The 22,548-nt window shown below is 69.1% G+C and carries 26 protein-coding genes and 1 pseudogene; 14 read left to right on the top strand and 13 right to left on the bottom strand.

Translation table 11 applies throughout. The annotated features are described in order from the left end of the window. The first annotated feature begins 7 nt into the window (after window positions 1–7). Window positions 8–1,189 (top strand): zinc-dependent alcohol dehydrogenase, encoded by a 1,182-nt coding sequence (locus M1M07_RS02030; protein WP_248673161.1) that lies wholly within the window; start codon window positions 8–10, stop codon window positions 1,187–1,189. 1 nt (window position 1,190) lies between these two features. Here M1M07_RS02030 and M1M07_RS02035 read toward each other — a convergent pair whose 3' ends face one another. From M1M07_RS02035 to M1M07_RS02050, 4 genes are all read right to left on the bottom strand, one after another. After that, window positions 1,191–1,823: a DUF2231 domain-containing protein gene (locus tag M1M07_RS02035; RefSeq protein ID WP_248673162.1), complete on the bottom strand. Its 633-nt coding sequence runs from the start codon at window positions 1,821–1,823 to the stop codon at window positions 1,191–1,193. 151 nt (window positions 1,824–1,974) lie between these two features. After that, window positions 1,975–4,566 carry a multicopper oxidase domain-containing protein gene (locus M1M07_RS32975; protein WP_248673163.1) on the bottom strand — a complete coding sequence of 864 codons (2,592 nt, stop codon included), beginning with the start codon at window positions 4,564–4,566 and terminating at the stop codon, window positions 1,975–1,977. A gap of 80 nt (window positions 4,567–4,646) precedes the next feature. Next, window positions 4,647–5,306: a transcriptional repressor LexA gene (gene lexA, locus M1M07_RS02045; protein ID WP_248673164.1), complete on the bottom strand. Its 660-nt coding sequence runs from the start codon at window positions 5,304–5,306 to the stop codon at window positions 4,647–4,649. Window positions 5,307–5,348: 42 nt separating this feature from the next. Then, window positions 5,349–6,200 (bottom strand): aldo/keto reductase, encoded by an 852-nt coding sequence (locus tag M1M07_RS02050; RefSeq protein ID WP_197256559.1) that lies wholly within the window; start codon window positions 6,198–6,200, stop codon window positions 5,349–5,351. Between the two features lie 80 nt (window positions 6,201–6,280). On the opposite strand from M1M07_RS02050, the gene M1M07_RS02055 reads away from it, so the two are divergent. The 3 genes from M1M07_RS02055 to M1M07_RS02065 are packed head-to-tail and all read left to right on the top strand — an operon-like array spanning window position 6,281 to window position 7,447. Further along, on the top strand, window positions 6,281–6,547 hold the full coding sequence (locus M1M07_RS02055) for a hypothetical protein (protein WP_197256562.1): 267 nt from the start codon (window positions 6,281–6,283) through the stop codon (window positions 6,545–6,547). Window positions 6,548–6,582: 35 nt separating this feature from the next. Further along, window positions 6,583–7,245, top strand: a complete 663-nt coding sequence (locus M1M07_RS02060; protein WP_248673165.1) for a HemK2/MTQ2 family protein methyltransferase — start codon at window positions 6,583–6,585, stop codon at window positions 7,243–7,245. A 46-nt stretch (window positions 7,246–7,291) separates the two neighbouring features. Beyond that, window positions 7,292–7,447, top strand: a complete 156-nt coding sequence (locus tag M1M07_RS02065; RefSeq protein ID WP_197256655.1) for a CDGSH iron-sulfur domain-containing protein — start codon at window positions 7,292–7,294, stop codon at window positions 7,445–7,447. Between the two features lie 6 nt (window positions 7,448–7,453). Here M1M07_RS02065 and M1M07_RS02070 read toward each other — a convergent pair whose 3' ends face one another. Beyond that, a complete protein-coding gene (locus M1M07_RS02070) occupies window positions 7,454–7,609 on the bottom strand; it encodes a DUF6131 family protein (protein ID WP_197256566.1) in 156 nt (51 codons plus the stop codon). Window positions 7,610–7,825: 216 nt separating this feature from the next. On the opposite strand from M1M07_RS02070, the gene M1M07_RS02075 reads away from it, so the two are divergent. Further along, window positions 7,826–8,206, top strand: a complete 381-nt coding sequence (locus M1M07_RS02075; RefSeq protein ID WP_197256568.1) for a DUF5709 domain-containing protein — start codon at window positions 7,826–7,828, stop codon at window positions 8,204–8,206. A 38-nt stretch (window positions 8,207–8,244) separates the two neighbouring features. Here M1M07_RS02075 and M1M07_RS02080 read toward each other — a convergent pair whose 3' ends face one another. After that, window positions 8,245–9,243: an iron-containing redox enzyme family protein gene (locus M1M07_RS02080; protein WP_197256570.1), complete on the bottom strand. Its 999-nt coding sequence runs from the start codon at window positions 9,241–9,243 to the stop codon at window positions 8,245–8,247. A 74-nt stretch (window positions 9,244–9,317) separates the two neighbouring features. On the opposite strand from M1M07_RS02080, the gene M1M07_RS02085 reads away from it, so the two are divergent. Further along, window positions 9,318–10,184: an SDR family oxidoreductase gene (locus tag M1M07_RS02085; protein ID WP_197256572.1), complete on the top strand. Its 867-nt coding sequence runs from the start codon at window positions 9,318–9,320 to the stop codon at window positions 10,182–10,184. Window positions 10,185–10,283: 99 nt separating this feature from the next. On the opposite strand, the gene M1M07_RS02090 is transcribed toward M1M07_RS02085, so the two are convergent. Next, window positions 10,284–10,838 (bottom strand): DUF6328 family protein, encoded by a 555-nt coding sequence (locus tag M1M07_RS02090; RefSeq protein ID WP_197256574.1) that lies wholly within the window; start codon window positions 10,836–10,838, stop codon window positions 10,284–10,286. Window positions 10,839–10,969: 131 nt separating this feature from the next. Here M1M07_RS02090 and M1M07_RS02095 point away from each other — a divergent pair, with 131 nt between their 5' ends. Continuing rightward, window positions 10,970–11,191 carry a hypothetical protein gene (locus M1M07_RS02095; protein ID WP_197256576.1) on the top strand — a complete coding sequence of 74 codons (222 nt, stop codon included), beginning with the start codon at window positions 10,970–10,972 and terminating at the stop codon, window positions 11,189–11,191. A 33-nt stretch (window positions 11,192–11,224) separates the two neighbouring features. Here M1M07_RS02095 and M1M07_RS02100 read toward each other — a convergent pair whose 3' ends face one another. From M1M07_RS02100 to M1M07_RS02110, 3 genes are read right to left on the bottom strand one after another with little or no spacing between them, the layout of a single operon-like run. Beyond that, window positions 11,225–12,088, bottom strand: a complete 864-nt coding sequence (locus M1M07_RS02100) for a polyphosphate kinase 2 family protein (protein WP_197256578.1) — start codon at window positions 12,086–12,088, stop codon at window positions 11,225–11,227. Window positions 12,089–12,118: 30 nt separating this feature from the next. Beyond that, entirely contained in the window at window positions 12,119–12,478 is a 360-nt protein-coding gene (locus M1M07_RS02105; RefSeq protein ID WP_197256580.1) for a DUF4873 domain-containing protein, read from the bottom strand. 40 nt (window positions 12,479–12,518) lie between these two features. Beyond that, complete coding sequence (locus M1M07_RS02110) at window positions 12,519–13,166, bottom strand: TetR/AcrR family transcriptional regulator (RefSeq protein ID WP_248673181.1); 648 nt, start codon at window positions 13,164–13,166, stop codon at window positions 12,519–12,521. A 226-nt stretch (window positions 13,167–13,392) separates the two neighbouring features. Between M1M07_RS02110 and M1M07_RS02115 the strand changes: the two genes are divergently transcribed. From M1M07_RS02115 to M1M07_RS02145, 7 genes are all read left to right on the top strand, one after another. Next, window positions 13,393–14,664, top strand: coding sequence for a DUF445 domain-containing protein (locus M1M07_RS02115; RefSeq protein ID WP_197256584.1), 1,272 nt, complete (start codon window positions 13,393–13,395; stop codon window positions 14,662–14,664). Between the two features lie 60 nt (window positions 14,665–14,724). Beyond that, window positions 14,725–15,234, top strand: coding sequence for a helix-turn-helix domain-containing protein (locus M1M07_RS02120; RefSeq protein ID WP_197256586.1), 510 nt, complete (start codon window positions 14,725–14,727; stop codon window positions 15,232–15,234). Between the two features lies 1 nt (window position 15,235). After that, window positions 15,236–16,051, top strand: a complete 816-nt coding sequence (locus M1M07_RS02125) for a heparin-binding hemagglutinin (protein ID WP_197256588.1) — start codon at window positions 15,236–15,238, stop codon at window positions 16,049–16,051. A gap of 127 nt (window positions 16,052–16,178) precedes the next feature. Next, the gene (locus tag M1M07_RS02130; RefSeq protein WP_197256590.1) at window positions 16,179–16,469 is read left to right on the top strand and encodes a DUF2516 family protein; all 291 of its coding nucleotides are present in this window, start codon (window positions 16,179–16,181) and stop codon (window positions 16,467–16,469) included. Between the two features lie 80 nt (window positions 16,470–16,549). Then, window positions 16,550–17,452 carry a diiron oxygenase gene (locus tag M1M07_RS02135; protein ID WP_197256592.1) on the top strand — a complete coding sequence of 301 codons (903 nt, stop codon included), beginning with the start codon at window positions 16,550–16,552 and terminating at the stop codon, window positions 17,450–17,452. Window positions 17,453–17,490: 38 nt separating this feature from the next. After that, window positions 17,491–18,537, top strand: coding sequence for an alpha/beta fold hydrolase (locus tag M1M07_RS02140; RefSeq protein WP_248673166.1), 1,047 nt, complete (start codon window positions 17,491–17,493; stop codon window positions 18,535–18,537). 62 nt (window positions 18,538–18,599) lie between these two features. Beyond that, window positions 18,600–20,183: a molybdopterin-dependent oxidoreductase gene (locus M1M07_RS02145; RefSeq protein ID WP_248673167.1), complete on the top strand. Its 1,584-nt coding sequence runs from the start codon at window positions 18,600–18,602 to the stop codon at window positions 20,181–20,183. Window positions 20,184–20,210: 27 nt separating this feature from the next. On the opposite strand, the gene purU is transcribed toward M1M07_RS02145, so the two are convergent. The 3 genes and pseudogenes from purU to M1M07_RS02160 form a co-directional block, all read right to left on the bottom strand. Beyond that, window positions 20,211–21,095 carry a formyltetrahydrofolate deformylase gene (gene purU / locus M1M07_RS02150; protein ID WP_197256597.1) on the bottom strand — a complete coding sequence of 295 codons (885 nt, stop codon included), beginning with the start codon at window positions 21,093–21,095 and terminating at the stop codon, window positions 20,211–20,213. 43 nt (window positions 21,096–21,138) lie between these two features. After that, window positions 21,139–21,990, bottom strand: coding sequence for a class I SAM-dependent methyltransferase (locus M1M07_RS02155; protein ID WP_248673168.1), 852 nt, complete (start codon window positions 21,988–21,990; stop codon window positions 21,139–21,141). A gap of 10 nt (window positions 21,991–22,000) precedes the next feature. Further along, a pseudogene (locus M1M07_RS02160) lies at window positions 22,001–22,524 on the bottom strand (GNAT family N-acetyltransferase). Between the last annotated feature and the right edge of the window lie 24 nt (window positions 22,525–22,548).

The following is a 22,548-nucleotide window of genomic DNA, read 5'->3' on the forward strand; positions in this document are numbered from 1 at the left end:
CGCAACGATGAAGGCCGTGACGTGGCAGGGCAAGCGCAAGGTCGAGGTCGACACGGTGCCGGACCCGCGGATCGAGGAGCCGACCGACGCCGTCATCCGCGTCACCACCACCAACATCTGCGGCTCGGATCTGCACCTGTACGAGGTGCTCGGGGCGTTCATGTCGCCGGGCGACATCCTCGGACACGAACCGATGGGCATCGTCGAGGAAGTCGGCAGCGAGGTGACGAACCTGAAGGCCGGTGACCGGGTGGTGATCCCGTTCCAGGTGTCGTGCGGTGGTTGCTTCATGTGCGGGCACGGCTTGTTCTCGCAGTGCGAGACCACCCAGGTACGTGAATACGGCAGTGGTGCAGCGCTGTTCGGATACTCCAAGCTGTACGGCAGCCTTCCGGGAGGGCAGGCGGAGTATCTGCGGGTCCCGCACGCGCAGTCCACGCACATCAAGGTCCCCGACGGTCCGGACGATTCCCGGTTCGTGTACCTGTCCGACGTGCTGCCGACCGCCTGGCAGGCCGTCGAATACGCCGACATTCCCGAGGGCGGCACGGTCACGGTCCTCGGCCTCGGACCGATCGGCGACATGGCCGCTCGGATCGCGCACCACCACGGTGCCCGCGTGATCGGCGTCGACCTCGTGCCGGAGCGGCTGGCCCGAGCCCAGGCGCGGGGAATCGAGACGATCGACCTGAACGGGACCGACGGGGAGCTCGGCGACCGGATCCGTGATCTCACGGACGGGCGCGGCACCGACTCGGTGATCGACGCGGTGGGCATGGAGGCACACGGCAGCCCGGTCGCGAAGTTCGCCCAGGCCGCGGCGGGGCTGTTGCCGTCGGCGGTCGCCGAACCGCTGATGCAGAAGGCCGGCGTCGACCGGCTCGCCGCGCTCTACAGCGCGATCGACGTGGTGCGGCGCGGCGGAACCATCTCGCTCAGCGGTGTGTACGGCGGCGCGACCGACCCGATGCCGATGCTGACCCTGTTCGACAAGCAGATCACGCTGCGCATGGGGCAAGCCAACGTGAATCGCTGGGTGCCGGAGATCCTGCCGCTGCTCACCGACGACGACCCGCTCGGCGTCGACACCTTCGCCACGCATCGGCTCCCGCTGTCCGAGGCGCCGCACGCGTACGACATCTTCCAGCGCAAGGTGGACGGTGCCGTGAAGATCCAGCTGGAGCCCTGATTCACCGATCCGCGGGCGTGACCGGTTCGGCGAGGACGGGGTCGTAGGCGGGGCCGGTCGCGTCGGTGTCGTGGGTGTGTGCGCGAGGGGAGACGCCCATTCCGAGTGCGTACGCCAGGTGACCGCCGAGGACGCCGCCGACACCGATCATCCCCAGGCCCGCGAGGCTCAGCGCCACCGACGACGTCGAGGATTCCGGGGCGCACCGCCGCCGTCGGAAGGATGCGACCGTCAGCGCGATGCCCGTGGCGTTCGTCAGTGCGTGGATCAGCCCGACCCGCCGCTGGATCGTGGTGCCGCGGGACCAGTCCGACCACCCCGTGAGCAGGGTCGGAGGGGTCGCGGCCAGACCGATTCCGAGAAGTCGCCGGGCCGCGTCCGGCTTGCGGAAGACCAGATCGAAGACCGCAGCCGAGGACCACGCGCCGATCGGGACCGCCACCAGTGCGGGATGCAGCGGATGGCCGAGGAACTCACCGCGCAGCACACCTCCGGCGGGGCCGTCGGCGACCGGCCTCACCAGGGCGCGGACCACCGTGGCGGGACGGTCGAGCCAGGACGCCGATTCGGTGCTCTCGAGCAGCCGGGCGAGCGGCGGGGATGGGTGGGGAGTCTGTGTGGGGATGTTCGACATGCTCGACGCGTACCCCGGTGGCCCTGCGGGAAAACGGCCGGCCCGCCACCGATCCACGCGCCGGGTTCGAATCCGCCCACGCTGTGTGGAGTGGGCAGATTCCGAATCCGTGAGCATTTGCGGTGACGAGCAACTGCCGGTGGCGGAACCGTCACTCGACGACGATCTTGCCCTTCGCGCCGCGTTCGGCGTCGAACATCCGGTGGTTGAGGAAGGTGTAGGTACCGGGTTCGAGGAACTCCATTTCGACGAATCCACCCTGCGCGACGGCCAGATCGAGCACCTGGGCCCCGCCGCGATCGGGGTCGCCCGGACGCAACAGATACGCGCCCTCCTTGTACACGGTGTCGAACTGGCTTCCGACGACGTGGAAAGAGATGTTCTCGGCCGGACCGGCGTCGAGCACCCAGATGCGGATCCGGTCGCCGACCTTCGCGTGCAGCGGCCGGTGCACGTACTGGTCCGCGAAACCGTTGAACACCACCAGATCCGGCGTCGCCGCGGTGACCTTGTCCGCGTCGACCTCGCCGTCGCCGAGATACACGTCCGACTGCACCACGAGATACTCGGCGTCGACCGGCGCGAGGCTCGGCGGGTCGATCACGACCGCGCCGAACATGCCGGCGGCGATGTGCACGGCCATCGGCGCGGTTGCGCAGTGGTACAACCAGATTCCGGTGTGCTCGGCACGGAACCGGTAGACGAGTTGCTCGCCGGGCTCGATGGTGCGCATCGGCTCGTCCGGCCCGACCGTTCCGGCGTGGAAATCGATGGAGTGCCCCATGGCCCCGTTGTTGACCAGCGTGATCTCGAAGACGTCGCCCAGCCGTCCTCGCAGCGTCGGGCCCATCGGCCGCCCGTTGTAGGTCCACATGGTCTGGGGCGCACCGACCGCGTAGTCGCCGGGAACCTCGGTGACCTCGAACGTGTAGCGGTGGGTCGTGCCGCCCGGTGCCGGCGCGAGCACCGGATCGCGGGCGACGAAGTCGTCGCCCGGGGCGATCGCGAGATCGACGGCCGGGGCACCGCCCGAGCCGTGATCGTGCACGCCTGCACCGCCGCCCGAGGCGCCGTCCGCGGTGATGGTCAGGACCATCCCCTGCTGCCGGTGCCCGACGATCGAACACCACCCGTCGATGTCGGTGCCCACGACCCCGACCTCCACGGTCGCGGTCTGCCCCGACCCGATCCGGCCGCTGTCGTGGCCGGAGGACAGCACCAGGTCGTGGACCTGATCGTCGGAATTGGTGACGGTGAGGACCAGCCGGTCGCCGGCCGGCACCGAGATGCGGTCGGGGACGAAGCGCATCCCCACCATCTGGACCTGCACTTCGGTGGTGTTGCCGGTCGGGGTCACGCCAGCGGAGACGTCCGCGGATCCGAGACCGGCGCCGCCGATCCCCGACGTGACGGCGGCGACGAGCGCGAGGCATGCGAGGGCCGCGGTGGCCTGCAACCCGCGGTGCTGCGGTGCGGGTGTGTACTCGGCCGGAGCCTTGCCCGACATCACGGCGCGGCGTCCCGCCATCGAGGCTTTGGCGCTGGTGACCATGATGGGCAGGAACAGCACGAACGCGAGCATGACGATCGCGGACACGCCCACCCGCATCCAGCTCGCGAGCGGCAGCAGGAACAGCAGCAACCCGACGTTGACGACGACGAGCCGCCACACCCACCAGCGGTTCATCTTGTCGACGCCGGCGCCGACGACAGCCGGCCCGCCACCCATCAGTGTGGGCAGCAGGTGGCTCATCACCCCGAACAGCAACTGTGCCGCGAAACCCGCCAGGAACGGGACGGTCATCAGGGTGGCGCGGTCCGGGGTCATGGGACCGGTCGCGAGCACGATCGTCAGGCTCAGCAGCGACCCGAGCAGCCACAGCATCGCCGCGGTGATCGAGGCGGCCGCGAACCCGGTGGGAGGGTGCGACACGGCTCCGCGCAGCAGCGGACCGGCGACGACGACCCATCCGGCGAGGTAGAGCGCGCAGCCTGCCGCGGCGACGAGCGGATGCGCGGTCAGGGCGCCGACGAGGAGCACGGCGATACCGGCGAGCAGGACCACGAGTGCGACGGGTCGTCGCCGCGCCCCGGTGGCGTCCATGCCGATCAGGTTCGGGTACATCACCGTAAGCACTCCGGCGGCGGCCAGGCCGAGGAAGCCGAGCAGGTTCATCGCCTGGTGGGCGAGCAGGAACCCGGCCTGGGTGCTGTCGGTCTGCCCGTAGGCGAGGGCGGCACCGAATCCGGCACCGACCGGCAGCAACGCCGACGATGCGACGAGGAACCACACGCTCTGGGCGTGCAGGGCGGGTTCCTCACCGTCCAGGGCCCGTACTCGCTGCGCCTGCCGGATCAGCAGCAGAAGCGAGATGGCATGCCACGCGAGCATCGCACCCACGAGGACCGCACCGACGAGCGTGGCCGGGAACCACCCTGTGAGGACACCGGCGACGGTGACGACGATGCCCGCGTTGAGCAGGTAGATCTTCACGAGCTGCGGGCCGCGGGCGCTCTCGGGGAGGTGATAGCCGAGGAAACGCTCGGCGAGGGTCTGCGACCACACCACGATCGAGTTGGTGACGGCGCCGAGGGTGAACAGGTGGACCAGCAGCCACCGCGATTCGGGCAGGAACGGGTGCGTCAGACCCGCGACGATCAGCAGGGCGAGCCAGATGCGCACGGGCTTACCTGCGCGCTGGTGCCAACTCTTGGGTCGTTTCACCGGGTGAGTGGTGGTCACAGGCCGATGGTAGGGCCGATCCGGACCCTTTTACTACGTCTTGTCGTAGAACTCACCCGGCGTCCGCGCGGGCGGGCAGCTCAGATCCTGCGCATCACCGACACCACCTTGCCCAGCACGACGGCCCGATCTCCGTCGAGGACCGGATACGCCGGATTCCGCGGTTCGAGCTGCACGTGCCCGTTCCGCCGGCGCAGCACCTTGACGGTGGCCTCGCCGTCGATCATCGCGGCGACGATCTCGCCGGAATGTGCCTCGCTCTGCTGCCGCACCACCACGACGTCGCCGTCGCAGATCGCCGCGTCGACCATGGAATCGCCGCGCACCCGCAACCCGAACACGGTGCCGGAACCGACCAGCTCCCGCGGCAGCGCCAGCACGTCGTCGGCGTGCTGCTCGGCGAGGATCGGCACGCCGGCCGCGATGTCGCCGACGACCGGCACCGGGACCGTCCGATCGGACCCGGCCGGCGCCGACGCGGCGAGGAACGGGCGCACGTCCAGCTGACGCGCCACCGCCGAACCCCGCCGCAGGAACCCCTTGTCCTCGAGACTGCGCAGATGCTTGGACACCGACGACGTCGACCGCAGGCCCACCGCGTCCCCGATCTGCCGGGTGCTCGGCGCGCACCCGTTGGCCGCTGCCCAGTCCCGGATCACCGCCAGGATCTGCTGCTGCCGCAGCGGCAGGGTCGAGGCGTCGAGGCCGCCGAACATGTCGAAATCGTCGTAATCGGTCACCCGGCGAATCGTAGTCGCGCGAACGAATCGACCCTCGGGCCGTCACCCCACGTCGAAGGTGGCGGGATCGCCGCCGAGCCGGTTCCCGGTGTCGAGTGCCGAGATCGCGTCGAGCTCGGCCGCATCGAGTTCGAAGTCGAACACGTCCAGGTTCTGCCGGATCCGGTGCGGGGTCACCGACTTCGGGATCGCCACGTTGCCGATCTGCAGATGCCACCGGAGCACCACCTGCGCGGGCGAGCGGTCGTGCTCGAGCGCGATCCGCGCGAGGGTGGGATCGTCGAGCAGGCCACGGCCCTGGCCGAGCGGCGACCACGCCTCGGTGACGATGCCGAGTTCGTCGTGCACCCGCCGCAGTTCGGTCTGCGCGAAATCCGGATGTACCTCGATCTGATTGATCACCGGCACCACGCCGGTGTCCGCGATGATCGTTCGCAACTGCTCCGGCTGGAAGTTGGACACACCGATCGACCGGGCACGACCGTCGGCCTTCAACTCGGTGAACGCCTGCCAGATCGTTCGATAGTCCTCACGCATCGGCCGCGGCCAGTGGATCAGATACAGGTCCACATAGTCCAGCCCCAAACGGTCGAGGGACGCGTCGAACTCGGTGAACACGCGGTCCCGGGTCCACGGACCGTCCGCGCTGTTCCACAGCTTGGTGGTGACGAACAGTTCGTCGCGCGGTACTCCCGCCGCCGCGATCGCCCGGCCGGTACCGACCTCGTTCCCGTAGATCGCAGCCGTGTCGATACTGCGATATCCGATGGTCAGAGCGCTGGTGACCGCGGTGAAGCACTCGTCGTCGGGCACCTGCCACACCCCGAACCCGATCTGCGGGATCGAGTTTCCGTCGTCGAGAGTCACATTCGGTACCGGGTTCGCAACAGTCATGCCCGGACCAACGACCGGACCCGGAATCTTGTTCCCCGGATGCCCGGTTTCGTTGTCCGTGCGGCCGGGTAACCGCCCGCATGGCGAATACAACGAATCGCGGTCGCTCCACGACGGGAAGCCGGTTCGCAGGATGGGCCGGGTATGTGTGCGTCCTGGCAGGCGTCGCCGCGATAGCTCTGGTCCTGACGGCCGCCGGTGGCGGTTTCGAAGGCTGGACGGCTGTCGGAACGATCGTTGCCGTCGCCCTGATCGTCGTGGGGGCAGTGATGATCGTGCTCAACTTCCGAAGTCGTCGGCTCGGCGGATCCGGTGGCACGTCCACCCACGAACCCGGAGTGCTGTAGTGGTGCGACCCGACATGTTGTGGAGAATGCCGGGAGTGTATCGGCCGCAAGAGGATTCGTGGCTGCTGGCGCAAGCCTACGGTTCCGCCGGCCCGCCGCCGGGTGCAAAGGTCCTCGACTTCTGTACCGGCACCGGAATCCTGGCGGTCACGGCGGCGCGAGCGGGTGCCGAATCGGTGACGGCACTGGACATCGCGCCCCGCGCGGTGTTCACCGCTCGGCTCAACGCGTGGTCGCGGCGACTGCCCATCCGGGTGCTTCGCGGGGGCCTCGGCGTTGCGCACAGGCTCGCGCCGTTCGACGTGATCGTCTCGAATCCGCCCTACGTGCCGGCGCCCGGTGGAGCCTACGATCCGCGCTGGGATGCCGGCCCGAACGGGCGTTCCGTCGTCGACCCGCTGTGCCGGGAGATCCCGAAGCTGTTGAGGCCCGGAGGATTCGCGCTCGTCGTGCACTCGGAGTTCACCGGCGTGGACACCACCTTGGAGATGCTGCGCGCCGGGGGCGCGAAGGCCACCGTGGTCGCGCGGGAGCGCATACCGTTCGGCCCCGTGATGCGAAGTCGAACCGAATATCTGAAGCAGCTTCGAAACGATTCTGCGGCAGACGCTTCCGTTCTCACAGTCGAGAACGAGACCGAAATCGAGACCGAGGAAGTGGTGGTGATCCGTGCCGACCGACCGGAACACACGGGATGACACGCGGGTGGATGTGCGGACCGTCCGGCTGGTGCCGGGCGGTCCCATGCTCGTCGAGGGACCGGTGCGGATCGTGGGTGAGGACGGCACCGAGGTGACGTCCGATCGGTTCGTGGTCGCGGTGTGCCGCTGCCATCGCAGCGGCATCTATCCGTTGTGCGACACCAGTCACCGCCGGAGCGCTCGCGCGCCCCGGCGGTGAGAAGAGTCAGTACCAGTGCCTGCGGCCGCCGACGGCCCGTCCGGTGGCGCCGAGCAATGCCAGAATGACGCCCACCACGAGGAGGATGATACCGAGCGTCCACAGGATCGAGATCCCGGTCAGGAATCCGACCACCAGAAGGATCAGGCCGAGGATGATCATGATCGTCTACCTTGCTGTCGGTGCCCGTGCTCGAATCGGCTCGGACGATGGGGGAGAATACCCCGATCCCGGCAATTCAAACCGTCGAGTACCGACTCGTCGACGGTCACCCGGATGCCGCCCGACCACATCGGATATCTGTTCCCGCATCGCAATCCACAGGCAGTGCAATACGCGAACATGGCGCAACCGGGCGAACGGTGGCATGGTCGAAGCATGCCTACTTCGGAGAACCCCGGGGCGAGCGTCCCCGGTGAGTACAGCGTCGACGACGAAGATCAGTTGCAGCCCGAGGACACCCTCGTCGATCGCGGTGTCGACGACGTTCTGGACGAAGGGATCTCACCGCCCGAGCGCCCCGTCGGTCTCGAACCGCACGACGACCTCGAATCCCGCCTCGCGGAAGAGGAACCCGATACGGGCTCGGGCGGTGCCGACACCGCCCGCGCGGGCCGGCTCGTCGCGCCGGACGAGGGGACGGGCGAGGACACCGAAGCCGAACTCGTCGCCGAGGACGTCGGAATCGACGGTGGGGGAGCCGGAGCCGAGGAAGCGGCCGTGCACGTCGTCGACGAGGACGACCTCGAGAGAGGCTGAACGGAGAGGCGCTGAACGGCTAAGGGGCCGAACGGGTCTCAGGTAGCCTCGACCGGTTCGAGCAGCGATGACTCGTCGCGGGACCACCGGTCGAGCAGATGGCTGCCGAGCCGGCCCTCGAGGAACTCGATGGCTTCCGCCCCGAAGACCACATCACCGGCCGCATCCGGATCGCGGTCGAGCAGGTCCCCGACGACGTCGTGTCGTAACACCAGCTCGTGCACCGCATCCGCCTCGACGTGCTCGGTGTAGAACCGGACGCATTCCGGGGCGGCATCCAGGCGTTCGAGTGCCTGCACCATCCGGCGCGCACTCGGACCTGTCGTCATCTCGGCGGCCGCGAACTGGCCGACGAGCATGCCGATGCGGGAGCGATGCAGGGCACACATCGACATGAAGTTCACCGGTGCCAGGGTGAGCGCCGGCACGCGGTCGAGATATCCCAGATAGGTGTCGTCCAATCCGGCCGCGACCATCAGATCGGCGAACAACTGCGCGTGCACACGGTCGTGGTGCCCCGCGCCGTACTCGTCGAATTCGACGGCCACCAGCGTCGCCTTGGCCCGGCCGGTGAGGCGCGGAATGGCCCAGGCCTGCGGATCGGCTTCCTTGAGCTGGTAGATGGACCGGTGCACGAAGTACTCCCGCAGCTGCGACCACGTGCCCTGCTCGGCCAGGTGGTGGGACACGCTCCAGGCGTCGCGGGGCTCGCGGCACACCGCGTCGAAGGTTGCGTCGACATCCGTACCTCCCGGGACATCGGCGCGCAGCCGGTCCAGGAACGACCGTTCGAGCGCGGCGCGCACACCGAGCGGACCCGGCGCCCACTCCCAACCGGGATCGACCTCGGGGAATCCCCGGTAGTGCAGTTCGTAGAGCACCGTCAGCGCCAATTGCACGTCGTCGCCGTACGGGTCCACGTCGGCGGGTGGATGCGGCCACGGTGACTCGTCCGGTGTCCCGGTGAGCCGGGTGACGACCGCATCGGAAATCGGCCCGCGCGGCCGCGGCAGCGGGGCGGCAGCTGGAGAACGCATGGTCGCGGATACCCGGAGCGGGGCGGAAGGAAACCGTCGGGTGTGAACCGGGCAGCGGCGGGTATCCGCCGGTCATGAGCAGCGATGACCAGGAACATGTACATCCTCCGCACACGATCGACTATCCCGGCGAAACCGCGGACATGGCCGACGAGCCCAGGGACGAGATGCGCGGATACCGCGGTCGCGGACTGCTCGAAGGGCGCAAGGCGCTGATCACCGGCGGGGACTCGGGGATCGGCCGCGCGGTCGCGGTCGCGTTCGCCAAGGAAGGCGCGGACATCGCCATCGCGTACCTCGAGGAGGACCGGGACGCCGAGCACACCGCGGAGCTGGTGCGGCGGGAAGGGTGCGACTGCCACCTGTTCCGGGGCGATCTCGCCGATCCGGCGCACTGCCGGGAGGTGGTGTCCGAGGCGGCCGCTCGACTCGGTGGCCTGCAGATCCTGGTGAACAACGTGGCCTACCAGGAGCCGGTCGACGACTTCGCCGATCTCGACGAAGCGCAGTGGCGCCGCACGTTCGCGGTGAACATCGACAGCTTCTATCACGTCACGAAGGCCGCGCTCGACCACCTGCCGTCCGGATCGTCGATCATCAACACCTCCTCGATCAACGGGCTGCGCGGCAACAAGTCCCTCATCGACTACGCAGCCACCAAGGGGGCTGTGCTGGCGCTGACCTATTCGCTCGCACAGGCGTTGCAGGACAGAGGAATCCGCGTGAACTGCGTCGCTCCGGGGCCGGTGTGGACTCCGCTGATCCCCGCCACCATGGACGAGGAGAAGGTCGCGGACTTCGGCAAGCAGGCGCCGTACGGGCGCGCGGCGCAACCCGACGAGATCGCACCGTCCTACGTGTTCTTCGCGTCGAACACGATGTCGTCGTACTACAGCGGTGAGGTGCTGGCGCCGATCGGGGGCGAGACGCTACCCGGCTGACCGCGGTGCGGTCGATCGATGCTGACCGCGGTGCGGTCGATCGATGCTGACCGCGGTGCGGTCGATCGATGCCGCCCGCGGTGCGGTCGGTGCATCCCGCTACTCGTTCCGGTGCTCCTCGCTCTGCTTCGGGTCGGGGTGCCGCCTGGCGCGACGGCGGAAGCGCCACGGGTAGAGGATCCAGATCGCGATGAACAGCGCGGCGGTGCACACTCCGGCGACGGTCGCCGCGGTCGAGTTGATCACGAGCCCGACCACGAGCATGGCGACCCCGGTCATCGACACCCCGAGCAGGAGCAGCCCGGCGAGTGCGAACCTGTGCGCGGTGAGCACCAGCCGGTCCAGTTGCCTACGCCGGAAGAGGAGCCGATGCATGCTGACCGGCGCGACGAGGAGGATGGTCGCCGCAATCGAGGCGAGGACGGTGATCAGATAGATGCCCTTCTCGTTCCTCGACAGGGCGCTGAAGGCGTTCTGGAACGGCAGGGTCAGGAGGAAGCCGGTGAGCAGTTGCACGCCGGTCTGGACGACACGCAGTTCCTGCAGCAGGCTGGACCAGTTCCGGTCGAGTTGTTGGGCGTCGCTCTCGTAGCGGCGCGAGTACGTGGTCTCGGGTGGCTCGTCCTCGTCCTCGAACGGGTTGGAACGCGTCATCAGTCAAAACTGCCATGCTGCCCGGCTCAGCAGGGGCGATGTGCGCGTTTCGCAACCTTGTGACGCGGATCACCGTGGGGTACCGTCGGCAGCACCGGACCAGGTATTCGTCCTTGCGGAAGGAGTGTCGTATGAAACTCAACCTCTTCGTCGCCTGGGCGGGATACACCCTCGGGTTGCTTGCGATCGCATGCCTCGCCCTGTTCCTGCTTGCGGCGGGATACGGCCACACCGGACCGGCAATCGTCGCCGGGATCAGCACCCTCGTCGTTGCCGGAATCGCGATGGCGATGATCGGAGGCACGATCCATCACGACCACAAGGTGCACCGGGTAACGCCCAAGTTGTTCTGACCCGGAGCCGACCCGATCGGCCTGGCGCAGCCCTCAGGACTGCGCCAGGCGCTGTTTTTCGAGTTCGACGTCGAACTGTGCTGCGGGCCAGTCCAGATCGAGGCGTTCGAGCGCGTCGATCAGGAGTTCGCCGACCGCGATGCGGCTGAACCACTTGCGGTTGGACGGGATGACATACCACGGCGCGTAATCGGTGTTGGTCTTGTCGAGCATCGCCTGGTACGCCTCCTGATACTCGGGCCACAAGGCGCGTTCGGTGACGTCCGACGGGTTGTACTTCCAGTGCTTGTCCGGGCGCTCGAGGCGCTCGGCCAGGCGCTTCTTCTGTTCGTCGAGCGAGACGAACATGGCGACCTTCACGATCGTGGTCCCACTGTCGACGATTTCCCGTTCGAACTGGTTGATCTCGTCGTATCGGGTGCTCCAGACCTTCTCCGGGACCAGATTGTGCACGCGCACGACGAGCACGTCCTCGTAGTGCGAGCGGTCGAACACGCCGATCTGCCCGGCGCGGGGCAGTGCCTTGTGGATCCGCCACAGGTAGTGGTGCTGCTTCTCCTCCGGCGTGGGGACCCCGAACGAGGCGTGGTCGACCCCCTGCGGGTCGACGTGCCCGATGACGTGGCGCACCATTCCGCCCTTGCCGGCGGTGTCCATGCCCTGCAGCACCAGCAGTACCGATCGCCGGTCACCCGAGCGGCCGTTCGCGAACAGCTTCTCCTGCAGGTCCGACAGGTACGCGCCGCGTTCCTCGAGAAGGCGTGTGCCGAGTTCCTTGTCGCCCTCGAACCCCGGGGTGGCGTCCGCGTCGATTTCGGCGACGCGGGTATGCGGGCCGGCCCGCAGTGCCTCGGTGGCAGGAATCGTCCACGGGCTGTTCTCGGCGTCCTTCGACATGGCACGAAGCGTGCCACACGCCGGCCGTCGTCAGCGGTGTTCGGGGTGAGTGTCGCCGAAGGTGTCGTCGTCCGGCAGATCGAGTTCGTCGGGTCCGACCGGATAGGGCGGCGGCGAAATGCCGTCGATCATGTGGCTGCCCCACAGATCGATGTCGGTCACGCGGGCGGTCGCGGTGGCAGCGTGGTCCGGGTCGAGAAGCGTCAGCGTCAGCTCGGTGCCGGTGGACGGCGGAGCGTCCGGAGCGAACGCGGACGCCAGGTCGCGCAGCCGGCCGCGCCAGCGGTGCCGACCACTGATCGGATCGAACCAGTCGGCGAGTTCGACGTCGACGACGACCTGCCTGCCGGCGACGGCGACCTCCGCGCGGCCTCGGAATCCCTCGGACATGACCCGATTTTACACGTAACCCGAAGTTACGTGAAAATGGTCACTCCGCGACTTCGTCGCTTTCCTCCCGGTCGTCGCGCCGGAGCGGATGCGGCTGGGACTTGAACCTGACGGGCGAGCCGGCCGCCGATGCGATGCCGGTCAAGCCGCCCCACGTCATCATCGTCAGGTAGTCGATGAGATCTTCCGCGGTCATCGACTTGTTCGAGATCCACCAGTGCGTCGCGAGCTGGATTCCGCCGACGATTCCGTAGGCCCACGGCACCGATCCCCCCGAATCCATCTCCAGCAACCGCAGGCGCTCACCGAGGACGGTCGCCACCAGCTCGGCGATCATCCGCTCGGAATCGGCCACGACATCGCGGCTCGCCGACGAGCTGTTGCTCATCACGTACAGGTAGACCTCCGGGTCGGAGGCAACGGTCTCGACGTACGCGGCGATCGCAACCCGGGTCAGTTCGTACTCGTCGAGATCCTCGCCGACGGCCGCGTAGATCCTCGGCGCCAGGATCCGCTCGACGTACCGCATCATCGTTGCGGTCGTCAGATCGTTCTTGTCCGTGAAGTAGCGGTACAGAACCGTCTTGGAGACGCCGATCTCCGCGGCGATCTCGTCCATCCCGATGTCGTGGCCGCGTACCCGGATCGCGGCGATCGTGCCGTCGACGAGCTCCTCGCGCCGCGCGATCTTGTGCTCGTGCCACCGGCGTTTGCGTCCGTCCTGCTTGGCGGGCGCCGGTTGCGGCGCTGGGGATGCTGTGGACGCTGGTGATTCCGGGGTCGTGGTCGGCGAGGGCGCGCTTTTGCTGGGCACTGGGTTGGCACATCCGTTCGGTTTCGATCGTCGGCTCAGTCTACGGCGAGCCGCTTCGTGTCGCGGCACGTCCCGCGGGTGTCCGTCCGGTTTCGGCACAATGGCGAAGGTGCAACTTCTCACCAACGACGATGCCGCCAAGCGCGCTGATCTCCGCCGGATGAAGGTGGTGGCCACCGGATTCCTGGTGTTCGCCACGGTGGTGTATCTGTTCTGCCGCTGGCAGGAAACCCGGGGTGCCGGCGAGTGGGTCGGTTACGTGCGAGCGGCCTCGGAAGCGGGCATGGTCGGTGCCCTCGCCGACTGGTTCGCCGTGACGGCCCTGTTCCGGCATCCCCTCGGTGTCCCGGTGCCCCACACCGCGATCATCAAGAAGAAGAAGGACCAGCTCGGGGCGAGCCTGAGTTCGTTCGTGGGCACCAACTTCCTGGCTCCGGACGTCGTGTCCGCGAAGATCGAGTCTGCGCAGATCCCGCTGCGGCTCGGGGGCTGGATGGCCCAGCCCGCGAACGCGCAGCGGGTCGCGCAGGAGACGTCGACGGTGCTGCGCGGCATCGTGACGGTGCTGCGTGAGGAGGACATCCAGCAGGTCATCGACCACACGATCGTCAAGCGCATCGCCGAGCCCGAGTGGGGGCCGCCGATCGGCCGGGTGCTGACCGAGCTCATCGCCGAGGAGCGTCACCTGCCGCTGATCGACATGCTCGCCGAACGGGCCCACCAATGGGCGCTGGGCAGCCAGGAGACCATCGACCGGATCATCTCGCGGGACTCGCCGTCGTGGTCGCCGAAGTTCGTCGACATGCTGCTCGGCGAGAAGATCCACCGCGAACTCGTCGAATTCACCTGGAAGGTCCGGTCCAACCCGACCCACGAGGTCCGGCTCGCCGCCAACAAGTTCCTCGCCGACTACGCGCGCGACCTGCAGACCGATCCGGCCACGATCGCCAAGGCCGAACGCGTCAAGGCGGAGATCATGGGACGGGACGAGGTGACCCAGCTCGCGGCCGCCACGTGGCGGACCGCCAAGCGCATGATCCTCGAATCCGTCGACGATCCGAACAGCACCCTGCGCACGAAGGTCGCCGAGAACGTCATGCACCTCGGGGCGCGGCTACGCGACGACGACGAACTGCGCGGCAAGGTCGACGGCTGGCTGCTCGACGGTGCCCGCTACATCGCCGCGAACTACGCCGACGAGATCACCGCGGTGATCCGGGAAACCGTCGAGCGCTGGGACGCCGACGAGGCGAGCCGCAAGATCGAGCTGGCCGTCGGACGGGATCTGCAGTTCATCCGCATCAACGGCACGGTCGTCGGGTCGCTCGCGGGTCTGGCCATCTACACCGTGTCCCAGCTGCTGTTCTCGTGAGGTCCCTCACTTGCTAGCAGAGTGCTTGCTGTAGCTAGCACCTGCTCGTATGCTGAAGTCATGCCCACGAACGAAGGGGACACCGCGCCGGTCGAGAGCCCGGACGGTGAGGGATCCGGAACCGGCGGACCGAGCGATCTCGCGTCGCGAGTCGTCAACTCCGCAGCACAGGACATCGGCGGGTTCATCCGCGCCCAGCGCGAGGCGGCGCAGGTGTCGTTGCGGCAGTTGTCGCAGCTCGCCGGCGTCAGCAATCCCTATCTCAGTCAGATCGAACGTGGGCTCCGCAAGCCCTCCGCGGAGGTGCTCGGGCAGATCGCGAAGGGCCTCCGGTTGTCCGCGGAGGTTCTCTACGTGCGGGCCGGGATTCTCGAGCAGCGCCCGCAGAGCGCGGTACGTGACGCGCTGCTTGCCGATTCCGCTCTCACCGAGCGGCAGAAGCAGGTCCTGCTCGACATCTACGACTCGTTCTGTCGCGAGAACGAGTCCGCCCCGCCCGGGCCGGCGCCGGACGCGAAGTCCGGGACCGCCGACCGGTACGAGACCGACCCCCATGAACAGGAGAAATGACATGACCGATCCCAATGTCTCCATCCGCAATTCCCTCTACGCCGCAGTCGGCGCGGGCGACGCCGTCGTCCAGGCCGTCGCAGACGTCGTCGCTCAGGTGCGTGAGCGCGCCGAAACCAACCGGGCCGACGTCAACGAGCGCGTGGACAGCGCCCGCGAGAAGCTTCTCGCCCTGCCCGGCGACCTGACCGAGACCGTCGAATCGCTGCGCGAGCGTCTCGCGGGGCTGCCGTCCGAGCTGCCCGAGGAACTCGCGGAACTGCGCGAGAAGTTCAGCCCCGAGGAGCTGCGCAAGGTCGCCGAGGCGTACCTGAAGGTCGCGTCCGACCTGTACACCTCGCTCGCGGAACGTGGCGAGGAGACCGTCGAGCGCCTCCGCAAGCAGCCCGCGGTCGAAGAGGGCCTCGAGCGCGCCGAGGCTGCGTTCGGTGACGCCGTCGACCTGACCGAGGACGCCCTCGGCACCGTCGCCCGTCAGACCCGCGCCGTCGGTGAGCGGGCCGCGAAGCTCGCCGGTCTCGCTGCCGGCCGCATCTCCGAGACCGCCTCGGAGGTCGGCGACGCCATCGCCGACGCCGGCGACGAGGCTGCGCTGCGGGTTCTCGAGATCGCGGACCAGGCCGAAGAGGTTGCCGACGAGGCTGCCGACCGCGTCGAGGCCGCCGCTGTGGAGGTGGACGAGGCGGCCAAGTCCGTGACGGAGAAGGCTGCTCCGGCGAAGCCTGCCGCCAAGGCCACCGCGGCCAAGGCGCCCGCCAAGACCGCGGCGAAGGCCCCGGCCAAGAAGGCGGCCCCGCGCAAGACCACCGGCGCCTGATCTAAGGCTTCTCTCCGGTAGAACGCGGAACATCTCCTGTAGAACACGGAGCATCGGCTCCCGTGAGAACACAGAGCATCGGCTCCCGTGCCCAGTGCACGGGAGCCGATGCTCGTAGGATGGAGGCGTGCCGAATGTCGATTCTCTCGCCGGTCTGATCCTCTTCGCTCTGCAGATCCTCGCGATCGCAGGGGCGGTGTTCGCGCTCGTCCACGCGGTGCGTCAGCCGGCGGAAGCATTCCCCGCCGTCGACAAGCTCACCAAGCCGGTGTGGGTCGGGATCCTCGCCGTGGCGCTGGTCGTGCTGTTCCTGTTCGGGGCCATCGGGATGCTGGGCATCGTCGGGGTCGTCGCGGTGTGCGTGTACCTGGTGGACGTACGGCCGCGCGTGGAAGAGGTGCAGCGCCCGCGCTGGTGACCCCTGCCGTCCCTTGACACCGGACGGCAAGATAGTGACACTCGGAGTTACGGCTAAATTTCCGAGACGAGGTGATCGCCGTGACGCTCACCCGACCCTTCCGCACCGGTGACCGGCAGGACACCGCCGCGCGGCTGCTCGAATCCGCTTCACGCTCGTCCTTCGATCCCGGGATCGAGATCGACTGGGACGCTCCGATCCCGCCGGACAAGTACGGCATGAGTCCCGAATGGTCCAGTCTCTACGGCACCGAGCTGTGGGACCGCATGACCGAGGACCAGCGCCTCATCCTGACCCGGCACGAAGCCGCCAGCATCGCGGGCACCGGGATCTGGTTCGAGATGATCCTCATGCAGATGCTCGTCCGGGATCTCTACCGGCACGACCCCGCGACACCCTACGTGCAGTTCGGCCTCACCGAGATCGCCGACGAATGCCGGCACTCGACGATGTTCGCCCGATCCGCGCAGCATTTCGGCATCCCCTCGTACCGGCCGCCGCGCTGGGTCCGCGAATCCGGACGCGCCTTCAAGGCCGTGGCCGGCGGCGCACTCGCCTTCGGCGGGGCACTGTTCGCCGAGGAGATCCTCGACGCGATGCAGCGCGACTTCATGCGCGACGAGCGCGTCCAGCCCATCACGCGAACCGTGAGCCGGATCCACGTGATCGAGGAATCCCGGCACATCCGCTACGCCCGCGAGGAGACGGCCCGCCGGATGCGCGACGCGTCCCGCGCCGAACGGGCCTGGATCAGGATGCACCTCGGAGTCTCCGCGTATTTCATCGTCACGAACCTGGTGAACCCGCGCGTCTACGCGGCGGCGGGCCTGGACGTCGACGAGGCCAGGGCCGCGGCCCGGAGCAATGCCCACTACCACGACCGGATCCGCAACGCCTCGCGCCGCACCGTCGAATTCCTCGACGGGGTGGGGCTGATCGGCGGCCCCTCGACCGCGCTGCTGCGCCGCGCGCACATCCTCTGACCAGAAGTACCGCCGGACCAGATCGGAGAAGAACACAGGTGAAGAAGCCTTCACGTCGGACCGCGCTCGCGGTCGCCGGACTCGTCACCACCGGTGCCGCGCTCGGAGCCGTGGCTGCCCGCCGCAGGAACGCGGCAGCCCGGAGCGTCGTGGCGGTCGGGGATCCCAGCGAAGCCCTGCTGGCGGAACCGCAGGTCCTGCACGACGAGGTCGAGGTCGTCACGGACGACGGTGCGCGCCTGCACGTCCGCGCCTACGGCGATCCCGACGCCGACGTCCTCGTGCTTAGCCACGGCTGGACCTGCTCCACCGAATTCTGGACACCGCAGATCAACGCGTTCGCCGAGAAGTACCGCGTTGTCGTCTACGACCAGCGGGGACACGGGCGCAGCGACGTCGGCAGCCGCGTCTTCGGGCCCGACGTGCTCGCGGACGACCTCGCCGCGGTGCTCGCCGCGACCGTCCCGGCCGGCCGCACGGCGGTGCTCGCCGGTCACAGCATGGGCGGTATCAGCATCATGGCGTGGGCGGAACGGCATCCCGAGCAGGTGCGCGACCGGGTCTCGGGCGTCCTGCTCGCGAGTACCGGCATGGACAATCTGGTCGCGGCGTCGACGATCGTGCCGCTGCCGCAGCGCGCCCCCCGCGTGCCGGTGCCCGTCGCACGCCGGTTGATGGGTGCCACCGTGCCGCTCGTCGCGTCTCCGGTCACGACCCGCGCACTCAAGTACGTCGCTCTGTCACCGACCGCGACCCCCGCCGCGGTCGCGTTCTGCGAGAAGATCGTGCTCGGCTGCCCGCCCCGCACCCGCGGTGGCTGGGGTGTCGCGCTCAGCGCCCTCGACGTCCACCACGGGCTGGCGAACCTCACCGTCCCGACGACCGTCCTCGTGGGCACCGCCGACCGGCTCACCCCGCCGAGCCACGCGCATCGACTCGCCGCAGAACTCGACGATGCCGGCCACCTCGAGCATCTCGTCGTCGTCGACGGCATCGGGCACATGAGCTCGGTCGAGGCGATCGACGTGTTCAACTCCGAACTGCAGCATCTGTTCGAACGCGCCGGCCGCCTCGTCCGCGGCTGAACCGCCGGCCCATCCGACGGGGCTGCGGGTCCGAACCCTCGGTGACCCACCGGAGGATCGCCATGGCCGCACCGCCGAGCACCCGACCACCGAGCACCGGCTCGCCGGGGGTGCTCTCGCGGGCGGCGACCGGCGTTGTCGCGGTCCTCCTCGTCCTCGGGGTCGGTGAGCTGCTGGCCGCAGCGACCGATCCGGACGCGTCCCCGTTCTTCGCGGTCGGCGGCACGACCGTCGATCGGGCACCCGCCTGGGCCCGCGAATTCGCGATCGGTACGTTCGGCACCGCCGACAAGCCGGCGCTGTTCGTCGGCATGTCGGTGCTGCTCGCGGTATGTGCGGTCGTCGCCGGGCTGATCGAACGGCCGCGGCGCCCCTACGGCGGAGCGCTGCTCGCGGCGCTCGGAGCGGTCGGGGTGTACGCGGCGCTGCACCGGCCCGAAGCGACCGCGACCGCTGCGATCCCGACGGTGATCGCCGTCGTCGTGGGAATGCTGTTCCTGCAGTTCGCGATCCGGGCGCTGTGGACGCCGCGGGGAGGGGAGGATCCGGCGTCGCCGAACCCGGACCGCCGGCGCTTCCTGGTGGTCCTGGGCGCGGGTGTCGCGGTCGCGGTCGTGGCCGGTGCCGTCGGCCGGTATCTCGCGGATCGGCTGGCGGTGGTGCTCGAGGACCGCGACCGGTTCCGGGTGCCCCTCGCCGCGGACGCGGCACCGGCGATTCCGCCCGGCGCCGACCTGACGACCGGACCGCGCGCGGTGCCCGGCGCCACCGCCTTCGTCACGACGAACCGCGACTTCTACCGGATCGACACCGCCCTGCAGGTGCCGCGCCTCACCACCGCGGACTGGCGGCTGCGCATCCACGGCATGGTGGATCGGGAGACGACGCTCACCTGGGACGATCTCGCGGCGTTCGAGACGGTCGAGCGTCTGGTGACGCTGACGTGCGTGTCGAACGAGGTGGGCGGTGACCTCGCCGGCAACGCCCGCTGGACCGGCTACCGGATCGCGGACATCCTCGACCGTGTCGGGGTCCACCCCGATGCCGACATGTTGCTGTCCACCAGCGTCGACGGGTTCACCGTCGGAACACCCGTCGAGGTGCTGCGCGACGGTCGTGACGCGCTCCTGGCCGTCGCGATGAACGGCGAACCGCTCCCTCTCCAGCACGGTTACCCGGCGCGGCAGGTGGTGCCCGGGCTCTACGGCTACGTCTCGGCGACGAAGTGGGTTGTCGACTGGGAGCTGACCCGGTTCGACCGCGCGGAGGCCTACTGGACGCGGCGCGGCTGGGCGGCGAAGGGCCCGATCCGCACCGCCTCGCGGATCGACGTGCCGGCTCGATCCGCCCGGCTCACGGCCGGGCCCGTCGTCGTGGCCGGCACCGCGTGGGCGCAGCACCGCGGGATCGACCGGATCGAGGTCCGCGTCGACGGCGGTCCCTGGCAGGAGGCGGAACCGGCCACCGAGTACTCGGTGGACACCTGGCGCCAATGGCGGTGGGTGTGGGACGCGAGCCCCGGCGACCACACGCTCGAGGTCCGGGCTGTCGACGGCACCGGGGCAATCCAGGACGAGCAACGGCGTCCGCCGGTCCCGGACGGTGCGACCGGGCTGCACAGCCGCACCGTCACGGTCGTCGCGTGAGAGCGGTCCCGGTCGGTCGAAGACCGATCAGTTGAAGACCACGGTCTTGCGGCCGTGCACCAGCACCCGGTCCTCGAGATGCCAGCGCAGACCGCGGGCCAGCACCAGCTTCTCGACGTCCCGGCCCTGACGCACCATGTCGCTGACCGTGTCGCCGTGGCCGACGCGGATCACGTCCTGCTCGATGATCGGGCCCGCGTCGAGTTCGGCGGTGACATAGTGGCAGGTCGCCCCGATCAGCTTGACGCCGCGCGTGAACGCCTGGTGGTACGGGCGGGCACCGATGAACGACGGCAGGAAGCTGTGGTGGATGTTGATGGCCCGCCCGGCCCAGTGCTCGCACAGCGAGGAGGGCAGCACCTGCATGAACCGGGCCAGCACCACCGCGTGCGGGTCGTGCACGTCGACGAGTTTGCGCACCTGCTCGAACGCCGGTCCGCGCTCGGCCGGGTCCTTGGGGAACGACACGTAGTGGTAGTCGATGCCGTGCCGCTTCGCGACCGTCTCGAGTTCGGGGTGGTTCCCGACGACCGCGCAGATCTCGGCCTTGAGTTCGCCGGCCGCCACGCGTCCGAGGATGTCGTGGAGGCAGTGCGCTTCCTTGCTCACCAGCAGCACGACGCGCTTGGTCTCGCCGGTGTCCGACAGCGTCCACTCGGTGTCCGGGCCGATCTGCTCGGCGACGACCGCGAACTTCTCCCGTAGTTCGTCGATCCCGAACGGGATGGACGAGGCGCGCACCGCCTGCCGCGTGAAGAACCAGCCGCTGTCCTGGTCGGCGTGGTAGGCCGCTTCGACGATGGAACCGCCCACCTCGGCGAGGAAGGTGGCGATGCGGGCCACGATGCCGGTGGTGTCCGGGCAGCCGAGGGTCAGAACATAACGGCGGTCGTCCGTCGAAGCAGCGGTCATGCCGCCGATTGTCTCAGGTGCGTCCGGGGTGCCGGTCCGCCGGTCAGACGGTCGCCGGGGGACGCCGCACGGTCGCGGTGCCGACCAGGGTGGTCGCGTCGATCGTGTGCAGGCCGCGTTCGGTGATCTCGGTCAGCAGATCCTGCCGCAGCGCCTCCACGGCCGGCTCGTCGAGTCCCTCGAGGACGCTGTGCAAACCGGTGCCCACGACGAGGTTCCAGCACAGTTCGTCGGTGGCGGGTAGCAGATTCGGCATCACGTCCACCTGGACGGAGTGACATCCCGCGGCGGCGAGCCATGCCTCGAGTGTCTCCGGGGTGTCGATGCGGTGCAGCGGCGTGCGGTCGCGGAGCGACTGCCGATCGGCCAACGCGGGGGAGTACCGGGTGGCGACGTCGAACACCACGGCGGTGAACTCGGTCATCGCGCCGGCCCGCCACACGGTCACACCGACCCGGCCGCCGTGCCGCACCAGGCCGACGAGCCGCGCGAAACTCGCGTCCATGTGAGGGAGGAAGAACACCCCGTAGGAGATGGCCAGCGCGTCGTATCCGGCCTCCGGCACCGACGACGGCGGCTCCCACGTGGTGGCGTCGGCGCACACGAAGTCGATGTTCTGCAGAGCGCGCTCCTCGGCGGTCAACCGGCCCAGCTCGAGCAGGTCCGCGGCGACGTCGACGGCGTGGACCCGTCCGGTCGGGCCGACCGCCGCGGCCGCCGGCAACGCGGACGCACCGGCACCGCAGCACGCGTCGAGGACGGTGTCGCCGGGGTGGAGGCGGAGAGCGAACACGAGCGACTGCCCGGCCGGGCCCCACACGGTCGCGGTCAGGCGGTCGAACCGGTCGCTCGCGTCGTCGAACGTGCGGGCCACCTGATCGATCGGATCGGCCATGCCCGAAACGCTAGCCGATCTCGTAGAACGGTGGGGCGTACCGGAACACACCGCTCACACCCGGTCGGTGGGCGGTCAGCGCGCGGGCCTGGAAGTGCGGCGCCACTCCGCCACGTCCGGGGCGATGCCCAGGTCGGCGGCCGGCACGAACCCGAACCGCGGGTAGTAGTCGACGTGGCCGAGCAGCACCACGGCCGCTTCGTCCAGAGCGTCGGCGGCCCCGAGCACCGCGTGCATCAGGGCCGCGCCGACGCCCTTGCACTGCAGGTCCGCCCGCACGCCGAGCGGGCCGAGTCCGAGGGCGGGAGCGGACGCGATCGTGCCGCGTGTCGCGACCGCGTGACCGACGACGGTGCCGTCGCGGTCCTCGGCGACCAGCGACAGCGCCGGAATCCACGCGCTGCTCGCCCGCAGCGCCGCAACGAGTCCCGGTTCGACGGGCTCGGACCCGGGCGGGGTGAGCGGCGCGAACGCCGAGCGATGCACCTCGGCGATCGCGTCGACGTCGGCGGGAAGTTCGCGGCGGATCAGCACGCCGACCATCCTCCCGCATTCCGT

The sequence above is a fragment of the Rhodococcus sp. HM1 genome, from assembly GCF_023218075.1.
Taxonomy (GTDB): Bacteria; Actinomycetota; Actinomycetes; order Mycobacteriales; family Mycobacteriaceae; genus Rhodococcus.

Bases quoted from the DNA above. Each gene is read 5' to 3' on its own strand.
- M1M07_RS02030 (WP_248673161.1), top strand. From the start codon at position 8: ATGAAGGCCGTGACGTGGCAGGGCAAGCGCAAGGTCGAGGTCGACACG.
- M1M07_RS02035 (WP_248673162.1), bottom strand. From the start codon at position 1,823: ATGTCGAACATCCCCACACAGACTCCCCACCCATCCCCGCCGCTCGCC.
- M1M07_RS02050 (WP_197256559.1), bottom strand. From the start codon at position 6,200: ATGACTGTTGCGAACCCGGTACCGAATGTGACTCTCGACGACGGAAAC.
- M1M07_RS02055 (WP_197256562.1), top strand. From the start codon at position 6,281: ATGGCGAATACAACGAATCGCGGTCGCTCCACGACGGGAAGCCGGTTC.
- M1M07_RS02065 (WP_197256655.1), top strand. From the start codon at position 7,292: ATGCTCGTCGAGGGACCGGTGCGGATCGTGGGTGAGGACGGCACCGAG.
- M1M07_RS02070 (WP_197256566.1), bottom strand. From the start codon at position 7,609: ATGATCATCCTCGGCCTGATCCTTCTGGTGGTCGGATTCCTGACCGGG.
- M1M07_RS02075 (WP_197256568.1), top strand. From the start codon at position 7,826: ATGCCTACTTCGGAGAACCCCGGGGCGAGCGTCCCCGGTGAGTACAGC.
- M1M07_RS02080 (WP_197256570.1), bottom strand. From the start codon at position 9,243: ATGCGTTCTCCAGCTGCCGCCCCGCTGCCGCGGCCGCGCGGGCCGATT.
- M1M07_RS02085 (WP_197256572.1), top strand. From the start codon at position 9,318: ATGAGCAGCGATGACCAGGAACATGTACATCCTCCGCACACGATCGAC.
- M1M07_RS02090 (WP_197256574.1), bottom strand. From the start codon at position 10,838: ATGACGCGTTCCAACCCGTTCGAGGACGAGGACGAGCCACCCGAGACC.
- M1M07_RS02095 (WP_197256576.1), top strand. From the start codon at position 10,970: ATGAAACTCAACCTCTTCGTCGCCTGGGCGGGATACACCCTCGGGTTG.
- M1M07_RS02100 (WP_197256578.1), bottom strand. From the start codon at position 12,088: ATGTCGAAGGACGCCGAGAACAGCCCGTGGACGATTCCTGCCACCGAG.
- M1M07_RS02105 (WP_197256580.1), bottom strand. From the start codon at position 12,478: ATGTCCGAGGGATTCCGAGGCCGCGCGGAGGTCGCCGTCGCCGGCAGG.
- M1M07_RS02115 (WP_197256584.1), top strand. From the start codon at position 13,393: ATGGCGAAGGTGCAACTTCTCACCAACGACGATGCCGCCAAGCGCGCT.
- M1M07_RS02120 (WP_197256586.1), top strand. From the start codon at position 14,725: ATGCCCACGAACGAAGGGGACACCGCGCCGGTCGAGAGCCCGGACGGT.
- M1M07_RS02125 (WP_197256588.1), top strand. From the start codon at position 15,236: ATGACCGATCCCAATGTCTCCATCCGCAATTCCCTCTACGCCGCAGTC.
- M1M07_RS02145 (WP_248673167.1), top strand. From the start codon at position 18,600: ATGGCCGCACCGCCGAGCACCCGACCACCGAGCACCGGCTCGCCGGGG.
- purU (WP_197256597.1), bottom strand. From the start codon at position 21,095: ATGACCGCTGCTTCGACGGACGACCGCCGTTATGTTCTGACCCTCGGC.
- M1M07_RS02155 (WP_248673168.1), bottom strand. From the start codon at position 21,990: ATGGCCGATCCGATCGATCAGGTGGCCCGCACGTTCGACGACGCGAGC.